The organism is Cohnella phaseoli, assembly GCF_003386235.1.
In the GTDB taxonomy this organism is placed as follows: domain Bacteria; phylum Bacillota; class Bacilli; order Paenibacillales; family Paenibacillaceae; genus Cohnella; species Cohnella phaseoli.
On record NZ_QRDZ01000002.1, the window covers coordinates 232,826 to 246,404 of the forward strand.

Here is a 13,579-nt window from a genome sequence, read left to right on the forward strand (position 1 = left end):
TTATTTCGTTAGGAGTGATCAGCATTGAGTTCGTTATCCCGCATATTCGGACTGCGCAATGCTTCTCCCGTCGCTTCCGGTCTTTATTGGTCCGGAATTTGGCTTGCCGTCGGCGCTATCATCCTGTCCATTCTGCTCGCCGGCTCTTCTCTGAAGGAATCGGGCATGCTGCCTTGGGTATTCGGCGTACACGGCTTTGCGACTCTGGCGGGCGGCTTCGTCTCGGCCAAAAAATCGGGGCGCAGAGGCTGGTACTTCGGAATGGCCAACGGCCTGCTCTATTCCGCGCTGCTGTTGGCTATCAGCTTTCTGGCGACAGACGCCGGATGGTCGACTGCCGTTCCGATTTTGCTGCTCGTTACTTGTCTCTCCGGAGCCGTCGGAGGGATGCTAGGCGTAAACGCCGGCTCCGCGGCAAAAACCCGTTAATAGGTGAAAGCGCCACTCATATGATATAATATGCGGGTGCTTGTCAACATCGGGTTCGGAGGACCAATATGACTTTATTTCACAGTATGTCTACCGTGACATACTCCACCGCCCTAGCAGTCGCGGTTCTAATCTGGTTCGGCGCGGGCCGGCAGCCGCTCGCCGTCGGAATGGCATTCTTCCGAGCGCTATTCCAGTCGCGCCAATATTTACTGGTTTTCATCGCCGTCATCGCGATCCTGTTCCTGAACAAATACGAGCTGCATTTGGAAAACTGGCTCAACGTCTCCTACGACCTGACTGCGGCGCTTACCGGATGGGAAGGAGCCTGGCAAGCCAAGCTGCAGGCGAGCCTGCCGTCCGATACGCTAATCGGCTTCACTGCGATATTTTATCTTGTGCTGTTCCAAGCGACGATGATGGCTTCGTTCGGGATTTACACCTATGCGGGGAACATGAAGCTCTACTACGCCCTAAGCTTCGCGATTTTGGGGAATTACTTGCTGGCCGTGCCTTTTTACCTGTACGTCCCCGTCAACGAAGCCTGGTACGCCGATTCTCAGATCCGTTTTCTCATGCTTAACGTGTTCCCGACCTTCGAACAGCATTATCGCGCGTTGTCCGGCATCAACAACTGCTTTCCGAGCCTGCATACCTCCCTATCGGTCACAATGGCTCTCATTGCCAGCAGGTCCGGCATCCGAAGATGGTCGATATTCGCTTGGATTAACGCGATCGTCGTCATATTCGCGATTTTCTATCTTGGCATTCACTGGTTTACGGATATGGTCGCAGGGCTGGTTCTTGCCAGCGTTAGCGTGTACGTCGGCTTAAAAATAGCGGCTCGGATGGAAAGCCATCCCCATTCAGGCATTCTCTCTCGATCCCGCAACAAACTCGAGCCGCCTTCTCCCGTTGAATCCTGAATGCCCAGCGTCAAAAAAAGCCTTCCCTTTCCGGAATAGCGTCCGGAAAGGGAAGGCTTTTTCATTGTTACGACGGCGATTAGGACTTCTCCAAAGACGGAGTCTCGGACTTTGCCGACACGTTGTTGATAGAAGAACGGTCGAACGTCAGCTTCGTAACGTCGTTCACCTTCAGCACAACCGTATCGTCCGTAATTTCGGCGATCGTCCCGTGCATGCCTCCGACCGTTACCACCTTATCGCCTTTCTTCAGAGCGTTCAGCATCGATCCGCGTTGCTTCTGCTTCTTCTGCTGCGGACGGATCAACAGGAAATAAAAGATGGCGAACATCAGAATAAACGGCGCCAGCGTCATCCAAATGTTTCCTCCGCCAGCTGCTTGGTCTGCCAACCACATTTTGTTTTCCCTCCTCTCTTAAAAACCGCTTTCGTTGTGCGCCATGCCGTATTTCTCAAAAAATTCGTCGCGGAACGTTCCCAGTCGATCTTCCCGAATCGCCTCGCGCACCTGAGCCATCAACTGCACCAAAAAGTGAAGATTATGTATGGTCGTCAGGCGGAGTCCGAACATCTCGTCCGCTTTAATCAAGTGGCGAATATAGGCGCGGGAATAGTTGCGACATGCGTAGCAGGAGCATTCCGGATCGAGCGGACTAAAATCGTTCGTGTACTTGGCGTTGCGGACGACCATGCGGCCTTGGCTCGTCATTAGCGTTCCGTTGCGCGCGATGCGCGTCGGCAGAACGCAATCGAACATATCCACCCCGCGAATGCTTCCTTCGAGAAGCGCATCCGGAGAGCCGACTCCCATCAAATACCTCGGCTTATGGCTCGGCAGATGAGGAACGGTCTCTTCCAACATTTCGTACATAAGCGGCTTGGATTCGCCCACGCTTAGTCCACCAATAGCATACCCCGGAAAATCAAGGGAAGTCAAATCCATGGCGCTCATTTTGCGCAAATCTTTGTGCATGCCGCCCTGCACGATACCGAACAGCGCCTGATCGTGAGGCCGCTGGTGCGCCTTCAAGCATCTTTCAGCCCATCGGCTCGTCCGTTCTGTCGATTGCTTGACGTACTCGTACTCCGCCGGATAGGGCGGGCACTCGTCGAAAGCCATCAAAATATCGGATCCAAGCGCATTCTGAACTTGCGTCGCGCTCTCCGGCGTCAAGCTCAGCTTGTCGCCATTGATGTGGGAGCGGAACTCTACGCCTTCCTCGGTAATTTTGCGCATCTCGCTGAGAGAGAACACCTGAAAACCGCCGCTATCGGTCAAAATCGGGCGATCCCAGTTCATGAAGCGGTGCAGGCCGCCCGCCTCCTTCACCAGCTCGTGGCCGGGACGAAGGAACAGGTGGTAGGTGTTGCTGAGAATGATTTGCGCGCCGAGCGACTTCAGCTCTTCGGGGCTCATGCCCTTGACCGACGCTTGCGTGCCTACCGGCATAAACGTCGGCGTGTCGATGACGCCATGCGGCGTATGCAGCCTGCCGAGCCGCGCTCCGGTCTGGGCGCATGTTTTGATCAATTCATATTTAACTGCCATCGTGTGGGTAATCCTTTCAGAGGAAAGATGAGATTGGTGCTATTTAAACCGTGTTCACAAAGTTCGGTTTTCAGCACCGAGGCTGGTCGTTCGCCCATGCATCCTGGAAGGCTGGACGAACTACCGCTTTAGCTAATGAACATGGCGTCTCCGAAGCTGAAGAACCGGTACTCCCGCTCGACCGCTTCGCGATATGCCGCGAGAATATTTTCCCGTCCGGCCAAGGCGCTGACCAGCATGACGAGCGTTGAACGAGGCAGGTGGAAATTCGTCAGCAGCGCGTCGACCATCGTAAATTCGTATCCGGGAAAAATAAAAATGCTCGTCCATCCGCTGCATGCTTCGACTTGGCCGCCCTCCTTGAACCGCTGTCCGATCGTTTCCAAGGTTCTGGCGGAAGTCGTGCCGACGGCGACGATTCTGCCCCCGCTCGCCTTGGCTTCGTTCAACAGCTTGGCGCTCTCTTCGCTCACCGAATACCATTCGGCGTGCATCTCGTGCTCCTCGATCGTTTCCGCCGATACGGGACGGAACGTGCCCAGTCCCACATGCAGCGTGATGGGGCACAGCTTTACTCCTTTTGCCTGCAGTCGTTCCAGGAACTCCTTCGTAAAATGCAGCCCTGCCGTAGGAGCCGCGGCCGAGCCTTCATTGCGGGAATATACCGTCTGATAACGCTCGCGATCGCTAAGCGTCTCCTTAATATAGGGAGGAAGCGGCATGTGGCCTAACCTGTCCAGCAGTTCGTTAAAAATTCCCTCGTACTCGAAGCGGACGACTCGCGCCCCTAGCTCCCCTTCCTCTTCCACTGTCGCGGATAGAAGCGGTTGCTCGGCGGGGCCGAAGACGATTCGCGCGCCGCGGTGCAGCTTCTTGCCCGGCCGGACAAGCGTCTCCCAGCGGTCGCCATCGAGCCGCTTAAGCAGCAGCAGCTCCGCCTTGGCGCCGGTATCGGCTTTGCTTCCAAACAAGCGGGCCGGGAGCACTCTTGTATCGTTAAGAACCAAGGTGTCTCCCGGCTGCAAATGATCCTCCAGCTCGGTAAAAACGCGATGCTCGACGCGCCCGGTCTGCCGATGCAGCACGAGCAGGCGCGACGAGGTTCTTTCCAATAACGGAGTCTGCGCGATCAGAGACTCCGGCAGTTCAAAATCGTAATCGCTAACGTTCATCCCCAGGCATCCTTTTCGATTGTCGCGTTTTGATAGTAGTATTGCAGGATATATTGGTAGTCATACCCTTGTTCGGCCAGTCCGCGCGCCCCCCATTGAGACATGCCTACGCCGTGGCCGTAGCCGTTGCCCGAAATGACAAAACCTAGAGCGGTCGTGCCGGCGCGAAGGCCCCCGTCTCCGTCCATCACGTACACATTCGGACCGGTTAAGGCCCGCGCCTTGCCGTCAGCTCCGACGACCTGCAGCGTTCCTCCCTGTCCGGCGACCTCGCGGGTTTTGCCGTCCCCGCCGATAATCGTGAAGCGCCCGGTCTCCTCAATGGAGAAAAGCGTGCTTTTGACGCCTCCGAGGGCGCTGCGCAGGTTGTCGCCGACGCCGACGTTCACGGCGGTGCCGTTCGCCTTCACTTCCGTCACTCGTCCCGACGGACCGCGCTTGGACACCTCCAGCGTGCGCAGCGGACCTGCGATCGGAGTTTTTGCCCTCTTATTCAACGCCTCAAGCAGTTGGTCTGCCGTCATCGGAGCTTCGATCCAGCTGAAATCGTTGTATTCGGGAACCCGCTTCAGCTCCACGACGAGCTCGCCGGCGTTAAGCCGCGCAAGCGGCTCCTCCTTGTCGACGATCCTCGGCTTGGGACGAACCGCGGCACCGTCTCCGATTACCTTCAATAGCTTCGCTCCGCTGTCATGCTTGCGTCCGCTGTCCTCGACCAGATCGGAACGGACATATCCGTTTGCGCCGCTCGATAGCGCGACATGATGCCAATCGAGCTTGCCCTGCTGCGGGCCTTCGTCCGGACTCTTTACGGCCGGAGCGTAATAAGCATTTTCTCCGCCCCAGATTTCAAGATTATTGTCTGCGGTAATGCCTCCGGCATTGGCGGAAAATACCGCATTGATCAGCTTCCCACCGTACGTCAGCACTTCTCCGGCCGTCGCGTCCACTCCGGCCGTCGAATTCGGATTTTCCGAGCCGATTCCGTAATAAGCTTGGCTAACCGTCGTGTCCACGACGTTGGCGATCTGGAAACCCATTCCGGCAAACAATGCGTAGGTGCGAGCCGCGACCGCCTGCGCCTTCTGCGCCTCAAGCGGCCAGCTCGCTCCTACTTCGACTCCGACGACGGAATACAAATATTGCTCGAAGCCGACTTCGTTAACGACCGACAGCGACTGATTCAAGGTGCCGATTTCCATGCTGCCTCGATAGGTTCTCTTGCTTCGCTCGCTTAGCAAAATGCCTTCCGCTCCGGCTGGCTCCGCTCGAATGGCGGACGAAGCGCCGGCAGGCAGCGCGTACATCGTTCCCGCCGAATCGGCCTGCATGGCCGTCTGGCGCAGCGTCGCATAGGACTCCCCGGCTTCGGGCACGCGCACATTGGCCGCTCCGGCGGCCGCCGCGGTCTGCCGCAGCGCGCCCAGCTTGGAGGCGTCTTGCTCCTGGCCGATCCGCACAACGTACTGCACGGCGCCGCCTAGGGGCTTCAACGCCGCGAACGCCTCCAAGCCCGAACTGCCGAGCCGATCAGCGGCGGCTTGCGCCTCCGCCAGGCTCGCATAGGAACCTGTCTCTACAGCCCAAGGGCCAAGCACTCTCGCCTTTGACAGCGCCGGACCCGCACCGGCGCCGGCGCTTGTCCATTTGGCCAATGCCGCGCTTGCTCCGGCCACGCTGGAATAGGCGCCCTCCGTCACCTGATAGACGGTATTGCCGGATTTGGCCAGTTGGATGATCGCCCCGGCGTTGGACGAGGCTTGAATTTTCTTCAATGATGCGGAGGCGGCTTTGTAATCTGCCGTCTCAAGCACCAGCGCGCGGTAGACGTCCATCGTGAAAACCGCCGTCTGGCCCGCCGGGACGCTGCCGAATGGCGTGCTTGTCTGCGCGTCGCGCCAGACTAGATTCATACCGCCTTCGGACGATAGCATCGCCGTCTGCGTAATAGCCTGATACTTGCCCGCGCCGAGATTTAGAAACAGGGCGACGCGAATCGTATCCGGAATGGCGCTGGCCGCCCGCACAACGATCGGCGAAGAGCTCAGAGCCAGAACCGCGGAGAGAAAAGCGAACAGGAGCAGGCGAGCAGATCTTGTTTTCCCGGTAGCGCTTGGGATCATATAAAAGTACCTCCAGTCCTATTGTGGTCGACGGGGCGTCTTCAACGGCCTGCGTCAGGCAGCGGAAGTCCTAAATGTCCGTAAGCTGCCGGGGTGGCGATTCTTCCGCGCGGCGTCCGCTGCAGAAATCCGATCTGCATCAAGTACGGCTCGTACACATCCTCGATCGTCTGGCTTTCCTCGCCGATGGACGCCGCCAACGTATCCAAGCCGACCGGACGTCCTCCGAAGCTGACGATCATTGCGCGGAGCATTTTATGATCGATGCTGTCCAGGCCCATCGGATCAACCTGGATACGCTCCAGCGCGTCATGTGCGACTTCCTCCGTAATTATGCCGTCTCCCCTGACTTGAGCATGATCGCGAACGCGCTTCAGCAGCCGGTTGGCGATCCTCGGCGTACCTCTTGAGCGTCTGGCGATCTCTCTGGAGGCTTCGCCGATAATGCCTACGCCGAAAATTTCCGCCGTCCTCGTCACGATGAATGACAGCTCATCCTCGCCATAGAACTCCAGTCTGCTGACGACGCCGAAGCGATCCCGAAGCGGCGCGGACAGCAGCCCCGCCCTTGTCGTCGCTCCAATCAGCGTAAACTTCGGCAGGTCAAGCCGCACAGAACGCGCGCTCGGTCCTTTGCCGATAATGAAATCCAGCGCGAAATCCTCCATCGCCGGATACAGCACTTCCTCGACTGTCCGGTGCAGACGATGAATCTCGTCGATAAACAGTACGTCGTTCTCCTGCAAATTCGTCAGGATTGCCGCCAGATCGCCCGGCCGTTCGATTGCCGGTCCGCTCGTCGTGCGAATGTGCACGCCCAGCTCGTTGGCGATAATGTTGGACAGCGTCGTCTTGCCAAGCCCAGGGGGGCCGTACAGCAGCACATGATCAAGCGGCTCCCGCCGCATTTTGGCCGCCTCTATGTAAATCTTCAGATTGTCCTTCACCTGCGATTGGCCGATATATTCCGCCAAATAGCGAGGACGCAGACTGTATTCCACCGCTTGGTCTTCCATCATCAAATGCGCGGTGACGATACGCTCCTCTTCTTCCATTGCTCCGGTCTCCTCTCCCGCTTGCCGATCATCCCTGGAACAATTGCTGCAGCGCAAGCTTGATCAGCGTATCCGGCGACTCTTCGCCAGTAATCCGATCCTTCATGGACAGCCAGGCTTTATCCATCTCCGCTTCCCTGTAACCAAGACCCGCAAGCGCCTCGCGCGCGGCCGCCCATGACGAACCGCCTTCCTCGGGCTGGTTCTGCGGCTGCTGCAAATCGATCATCGACGCGACGGCCCAACGGCTGTCGATCGTGCCAAGCTTGTCCTTCAGATCAAGGATCATTCGCTGCGCCGTCTTCTTGCCGATTCCGGGGAGCTTCGTCAGAAAAGCGAGATTCTCCTGTTGGATCGCCGCCACGACGTTCTCCGGCCGGCCTCCCGCCAGCACCCCCAGCGCCACCTTCGGGCCTATGCCGGACACCTCCAGCAGCCGCCGGAACAGCGCTTGCTCATCTCTTGTCGTAAAGCCGAACAGCTGCATCGCGTCCTCGCGAACGTGATGGTATGTAAACAGTTGAACCGGCTCGTCGGTTCTCAATAAGCCGTACGGATTCGGCGTAAACACTTGGTAGCCTACGTCATGTACATCGAGTACGACATATTCTGATTCCGCATAAGCCACTTTGCCTCGCAAATAGTCGATCACCGGCGCATCGCTCCATTCATTCTCTCATTCAGGACGATAGAGTGGGCGTGGCAGATCGCAACCGCGAGCGCGTCGGCGACATCGTCCGGCTTGGGTATCGCTGATAATTTGAGCAGCATTTTGACCATTTCCTGAACTTGCCTCTTTTCCGCGCCGCCGTACCCGACAACCGCCTGCTTCACTTGCATCGGCGTATACTCCGAGATCGGCAGCCCTCGCTGGGCTGCAGCTAGCATAAACACACCGCGCGCCTGTCCGACGCTGAACGCATTCGTTACGTTTTTGTTGAAGAACAGCTTCTCGACCGCTACCGTATCCGGCTTATACTGATCCAGCAGATCGCACACGGCCTCGTAGATTTGCTTAAGCCTCATCTCCTGCGGCGTACCGGCCGCCGTCTCGATGCAGCCGTATTGCACGGGGGTCAGCTTATGTCCCGACTTATCGATAAACCCGAATCCCATAATGGCTATCCCAGGGTCGATTCCCAATACCCTCATGAAACGATCCCCCGATTCTAGCAGCTCTATTCTCGCAAGTAACGCCTTCTATCCCTATCGGTCAGAGAATCGCGAGACTCCGATAAAAATAATACTCTTCATTATAGCAAAAGTTCCTCTCTATGAGAACAGAAGGAGAACACCTTCTTCCATTACATTCCGAAAACGACGGCTCGGTTGGCTGTAAACAGCAAAAAGACGCCCCGAAGTGCGGCGGGACGTCGATACTACAATATGCTGCTGTCGTTAGTTGGCTAAAATTCGAAGGTTACGGCTGGGGCTTGGCCTGGGAATGCAAGCTTCCCGCATATTCGTTAAAGGTAGACAAGACGCTGTTATACTCTTCCTTGTCCGATACCCGAATGCCTTCGGCCAATTCCCGAACGCGATCATCGCCTAAACGGGATTCAAGCATGTCCACGTCCAGTTGAAAAAACGTACGGATCACCTTGTCCTTCCACGGAGGTCCGTCGAACAAACTGAGGTTTCCGTCGCTGTCCATACCGATATACGCCGTTTTGCGGCATTGCGGCGAAAAATCGTCCACCTCTTCCTTGACGGTCAGCTTCCCTTCCGCATTAAAAAGGACGTCCCACTCCCGATGAGACCTGAGCAGCTCTGCCGCCTGCGATGCCGAATGCGTGCCGAGCTGCCTAACTTCCTCCCCGCACAAATAAGAACGGTGCAGAATAAGCTGAACTTCGCCTCTGCGCTTCTGGAGCGCCAACAGCGCTTGATCGCGGTTTGAAAGCTCGGGTGCGATCCACTGGATATCCGCCCCGACAAGGGTTGCGTCCACGGGTTGAACAACTTCCTGTTGAACGACTTCCATGCTCATATCGGTAACAACTCGACCTGCTAGCCACGTTCCCGCCAGGGACGCCATCACGAAAGTGAACGCAATCATCCCGAGCGACCAGACGTGGCGGCGTTTTCTCTTCAGCGACTTCTTCAGTTCCTTGAAAATACGGAAGCGCGACACCGGAATCCCCTTCTTTTTCTTCGTTTTTCTCTAGTGTTGCCTGGGGATTCCGGCGCTATGCGCTCATATTACCATTTTATCCAGGGCATGCTTTCTTTGCGCTTCGGTTTGCTGACCCGAGCCGCCGCCGATTTGGGTTTTGGCTTAGCTTGACGCTTCTTGGCCGAGGGAGCGGCTTTGACCGATACTTCCTCCTCGTCGGCGATAGATCTATGATCGTCGTCAATATGATCTCTCAGCGGGGGCATAGGCGGGATTGGAGGAAATCCCGGCATCGGCGGAATTGGGGGAAACCCTCCGACACAGTTCGGGTCGTAATACCCGGGAGCAACGTTCGCTCCGGCCACCATTCCCGGCAATCCTTCGGCCATCGGCGAAAGGCCTACCGGGATGTCTCCCATTTGAGCCCCGTAGCCGTAGCCGGGCTGCATTCCGGGAAAACCGCCCGACGCCGGGCTCACCATGCCGGGCATCGTTCCGTAGCCACCCGTCGCCGCCGGACTCACCATGCCAGGCATCGCCCCGTAGCCGCCCGACGCCGCCGGGCTCACCATGCCGGGCATCGCTCCGTAGCCGCCCGACGCCGCCGGGCTCACCATGCCTGGCATCGCCCCGTAGCCGCCCGACCCCGCCGGGCTCACCATGCCGGGCATCGCTCCGTAGCCGCCCGACGCCGGGCTCACCGAGCTAGGCGACTGAGCTCCTGCGACGAAAGGAGTCGGACCGTACGGATACCTGCCGTCGCTGTAGCCCGCAGCTTTCGCTTGAGCCTCGGCGGCATACAGGTTGCCGGGAAGCGCAGACTTGGCTCCGCACGGCGCGCAACCTGTCATGCTTCCGCTCGGCATAGAGCTTTGAGGGACATCCGGCGCGCTGTAGGAAATGTCCTGCTGCCCGTACAATCCGCCCAAATCGGCGGGAATCCCGCCGGTAAGCGGAGAAATGCCGGACGGAGCTCCGCACCCGCAATCGGCTTCCCCTGCTGTCGGCATACCGTAGCCGCCGTGTCCTTCCACTCCGCCGACGATAGGCTGAGCGTGGCCATGACCATAGCCCTGATCGGCGTAGCCTTGATGCGCTCCGACGCCCGGATACGGCATGCTATGCCCATAATGAGGCATACCGTAGCCCTGACCCTCCATACCGTATCCCTGCTGCGGCATACCGTAGCCTTGGCCTTCCATGCCATATCCCTGCTGCGGCATACCGTAGCCTTGGCCTTCCATGCCGTACCCTTGATGCGGCATACCGTAGCCTTGGCCCTCAATGCCGTATCCCTGCTGCGGCATACCGTAGCCTTGGCCCTCCATGCCGTACCCTTGATGCGGCATCGAATGCCCGCCCTGTTCGCCTCCGATGTTCACCGGATAGTGGATGTATTCGATTTTCTCATGAACTTCAATCCCGTATATCGGCTTCGTCTCCGGCAGCGGCGCGACTTCTACGGGCGCAGGCGCAGGCGCCGGCTGGACCGGAGCAGGCTGAGCGGGCACAGTTTCAATGGGCGTAATGACCACCGGTGGCGGGGCCGTCTCCTGCGCCTTCACGCCGGTATTGGCTTTGCCCGCTCCCGACACCGCGCCAGTTGGCGCTTTTCCGTGCATCGTTGCGGTCTTCTCCCCGTCGCCCGACGAAGCTTGCGGAATATTGACCACTTCCCCGGTCAGCAACGCGTTCGGGTTTTTAAGCTGCGGATTCGCTTTGATCAAGTCGGTCAGTTGAATACCCCAGGCCTTGGACAGCTTCCACAGCGTATCTCCCTGCTGTACGATATGCTGGTGAATGACGCCGAACGTCGATTTCGGACGGGTTGGAATTTTAACCTTCATTCCCACGTCGATCGCGTCGGGGTTGCTGATGTCCGGATTGGCTTTCAACACGTCTTCCAGCGACACGCCGTATTTCTGGGCGATCGAATACAGCGAATCCCCTTGTTTAACGATATGGATTTTCACGCCGTTCCCTCCTGATAGTGATGAAATCGTTCACGACCGGGCGAATGCCCTCGCGCAATCCTTACATCCTATGCAGGTTCTAGGCATTTGACATCTATTGCGACAAAAATCCGGCAGCCTGTCGGCGTGCCGGATCGTTTTTTTATCGAGATGAAGCGCCGTTCCCGGCTTTCGCGGGCTCGTAAGGCAGACTCGGATAGGAGCCTAGCAGACGCACCTGGCAGCCAAGCGCTTCGATTTCGGCCAACGCTCCGGGGAGCAGCACCGAGTCGAGAGAATACACAATATCGATGTAAAAATAATACGTGCCCAGCTTCTTCTTAGTCGGACGCGATTCGATCTTGGACAAGTTGATCCGGCGCCACGCGAACGCCGACAGCACCTGATGCAGCAAGCCCGGATAATCCTCAGGCAGCGTAATCAGCACGCTTGTCTTCTGCGTAGAGGAAATCTGCGTCTCGTAGAGCGTATGGCCGACTAGCAGAAAACGGGTAAAATTGTTGTCGTGATCGGTTACGCCGCGTTCCAGCACGTCCAGTCCCATATCCGCCGCGGCAAGCTCCGTACCGAATGCCGCCCAGCCTTTTCCGGGATTGTTTTTCACTGTACGGACCGCTTCCGCCGTGCTGCTGAGCGTCTCCAGCTCGGCATGCGGCAGTTTGGAACGAACGAATTGCAGGCATTGCGCCATTGCGACCGGATGGCTCATCACTTTGACGATTTTATCCGGACTCCACCGGCCGTCCTCGCCGCTGAGCTCGGAGCCGAACCCGATCAGATTCTGGATCGATGGATACACCCATTCCGCCCGAATCGGCAAGTCCACTTCATGTACAAGCCAATCGGTATGCAAGTTCACCGAGCCGTCGATCGTATTCTCGATCGGAATAACGCTCCAGTCGGTATGACCGTTCGCGGTCGACTGGAACACGTCGGCGATCATTTTGCAATAAACGAACTCCACGTCTTCGCCTCGAAACAAATAACGGACCGCTTCATCCGATACGGTTCCTTGCGGAAGCAAAGCGACCTTTTTCCGACTCATACGCCCACCTCCGCTTGAACGTTCTGCAGTATCAGGAGCGGCTCTTCCGCGTAGCGAGGGTCATCCTTCGCAATATAGCGCACTTGCGGACCGTGAAGACACGGCTTCAACCAGCGCGCGTCCATCTGAATGCCTTCCGCCGACATGACCCGCTTCACGAACGAGACCAAGCTTCCGTCCGCGATTTGCTCGGTTTCCGCGATCAGGAGCAGCGTCGGCCCTGCGCCCGACAGCACCGCACCAAGCGCGCCGTGCTCCGTCGCCTCGCGCAAAATCGTCTCCATCCCGGGAATAAGCGCCGCTCGATACGGCTGATGCAGACGATCCCGCATTGCGCGCCCCAGCAGATCCAATCTTCCCGAAGCGAGCGCTGCCGTCAGCAGAGAGCTGTGCGTCACGTTAAACACCGCGTCCTTCATCGACACCTGCTCCGGCAGCACGTTTCGCGCTTTTTTCGTCGCCAGCTCGAATTCGGGAATCGCCGCAAGCACCTCCATGCCTGCAGGAGGCTCGATGCGCACATAGTCGGCCCGTTCGCCGTCCCACGACGCCGCAATAATTCCGCCGAACAGCGATGCGCCGACATTGTCGGGGTGCTTTTCCAGCTCAGACGCCATCTGAAACAAGTCGTCGTCCGACAGCGCGTTGCCGATCAGCGCATTGGCGGCCACAAGCGCTCCGACAATCGCCGTCGCACTGCTGCCAAGTCCCCGAGCAAGCGGAATATCGCTGCGAATGCCGATATCCAGCTCAGGCATCGCAACCCCCGCCTTGCGGAATACGGCTTGCGCCACTTCGTAAATCAAATTCGTCTTGTCGGTGGCCACTCCGTCAAGATTTTCGCCGACAAGCGTAATCCGGGTTTCCTCCGCCGGCGCCATGCTGACCCATTCAAATAAGGACAAAGCCATTCCGAGAGAATCAAAGCCCGGTCCCAGATTGGCCGTGCTCGCAGGTACTTGGACGACGACTCGTCCCGGCTCGGTTGCAGATGCTGCTTGCATATTAAAGCTCCTTTTAAGAGGTTGTTCAAAAAGTCCGATTTTGATCACGTAGCTATTCGAGAAGTCTATTCGACTTCGAATCTTGCATTCAGCCGGACCTTCCGGTACTCATGTAGGCTCTCCTACACTCCGTTCCTCAGGTCCTAACTTCATACAACCTTCTTGGTGCTGAAAACCGAACTTTTTA

At 57.7% G+C, this 13,579-nt stretch carries 13 protein-coding genes; 2 read left to right on the top strand and 11 right to left on the bottom strand.

Features of this window, described 5'->3' with window-relative positions; translation table 11 throughout:
• Positions 1 to 24: 24 nt before the first annotated feature.
• Both DFP98_RS03140 and DFP98_RS03145 read left to right on the top strand, forming a co-directional pair.
• The gene (locus tag DFP98_RS03140) at positions 25 to 429 is read left to right on the top strand and encodes a TIGR04086 family membrane protein (protein WP_116059103.1); all 405 of its coding nucleotides are present in this window, start codon (positions 25 to 27) and stop codon (positions 427 to 429) included.
• Positions 430 to 497: 68 nt separating this feature from the next.
• Positions 498 to 1,355, top strand: coding sequence for a phosphatase PAP2 family protein (locus DFP98_RS03145; RefSeq protein WP_116059104.1), 858 nt, complete (start codon positions 498 to 500; stop codon positions 1,353 to 1,355).
• A 79-nt stretch (positions 1,356 to 1,434) separates the two neighbouring features.
• Here the strand turns inward: DFP98_RS03145 and yajC are convergent, their stop codons facing one another.
• The 11 genes from yajC to thrB form a co-directional block, all read right to left on the bottom strand.
• The gene (gene yajC / locus DFP98_RS03150) at positions 1,435 to 1,752 is read right to left on the bottom strand and encodes a preprotein translocase subunit YajC (protein ID WP_116059105.1); all 318 of its coding nucleotides are present in this window, start codon (positions 1,750 to 1,752) and stop codon (positions 1,435 to 1,437) included.
• A gap of 18 nt (positions 1,753 to 1,770) precedes the next feature.
• Positions 1,771 to 2,904 carry a tRNA guanosine(34) transglycosylase Tgt gene (gene tgt, locus DFP98_RS03155; RefSeq protein WP_116059106.1) on the bottom strand — a complete coding sequence of 378 codons (1,134 nt, stop codon included), beginning with the start codon at positions 2,902 to 2,904 and terminating at the stop codon, positions 1,771 to 1,773.
• A 128-nt stretch (positions 2,905 to 3,032) separates the two neighbouring features.
• Positions 3,033 to 4,076, bottom strand: coding sequence for a tRNA preQ1(34) S-adenosylmethionine ribosyltransferase-isomerase QueA (gene queA, locus DFP98_RS03160; RefSeq protein ID WP_116059107.1), 1,044 nt, complete (start codon positions 4,074 to 4,076; stop codon positions 3,033 to 3,035).
• Positions 4,073 to 6,199 (bottom strand): SpoIID/LytB domain-containing protein, encoded by a 2,127-nt coding sequence (locus tag DFP98_RS03165; RefSeq protein WP_116059108.1) that lies wholly within the window; start codon positions 6,197 to 6,199, stop codon positions 4,073 to 4,075. The genes queA and DFP98_RS03165 overlap by 4 nt, the downstream gene beginning before the upstream one ends.
• A 41-nt stretch (positions 6,200 to 6,240) precedes the next feature.
• A complete protein-coding gene (gene ruvB / locus DFP98_RS03170) occupies positions 6,241 to 7,254 on the bottom strand; it encodes a Holliday junction branch migration DNA helicase RuvB (protein WP_116059109.1) in 1,014 nt (337 codons plus the stop codon).
• 28 nt (positions 7,255 to 7,282) lie between these two features.
• Complete coding sequence (ruvA, locus tag DFP98_RS03175; RefSeq protein ID WP_116059110.1) at positions 7,283 to 7,906, bottom strand: Holliday junction branch migration protein RuvA; 624 nt, start codon at positions 7,904 to 7,906, stop codon at positions 7,283 to 7,285.
• Positions 7,903 to 8,406, bottom strand: a complete 504-nt coding sequence (ruvC, locus tag DFP98_RS03180) for a crossover junction endodeoxyribonuclease RuvC (protein WP_116059111.1) — start codon at positions 8,404 to 8,406, stop codon at positions 7,903 to 7,905. Before ruvC ends, ruvA begins: the two co-directional genes overlap by 4 nt.
• Before the next feature lie 268 nt (positions 8,407 to 8,674).
• Positions 8,675 to 9,388 carry a BofC C-terminal domain-containing protein gene (locus DFP98_RS03185; protein ID WP_116059112.1) on the bottom strand — a complete coding sequence of 238 codons (714 nt, stop codon included), beginning with the start codon at positions 9,386 to 9,388 and terminating at the stop codon, positions 8,675 to 8,677.
• A 68-nt stretch (positions 9,389 to 9,456) separates the two neighbouring features.
• Positions 9,457 to 11,343, bottom strand: coding sequence for a LysM peptidoglycan-binding domain-containing protein (locus tag DFP98_RS39975; protein WP_281275120.1), 1,887 nt, complete (start codon positions 11,341 to 11,343; stop codon positions 9,457 to 9,459).
• A 142-nt stretch (positions 11,344 to 11,485) separates the two neighbouring features.
• Complete coding sequence (gene pheA / locus DFP98_RS03195) at positions 11,486 to 12,388, bottom strand: prephenate dehydratase (RefSeq protein WP_116059113.1); 903 nt, start codon at positions 12,386 to 12,388, stop codon at positions 11,486 to 11,488.
• Entirely contained in the window at positions 12,385 to 13,392 is a 1,008-nt protein-coding gene (gene thrB / locus DFP98_RS03200; RefSeq protein WP_116059114.1) for a homoserine kinase, read from the bottom strand. Before thrB ends, pheA begins: the two co-directional genes overlap by 4 nt.
• Positions 13,393 to 13,579 lie beyond the last annotated feature (187 nt).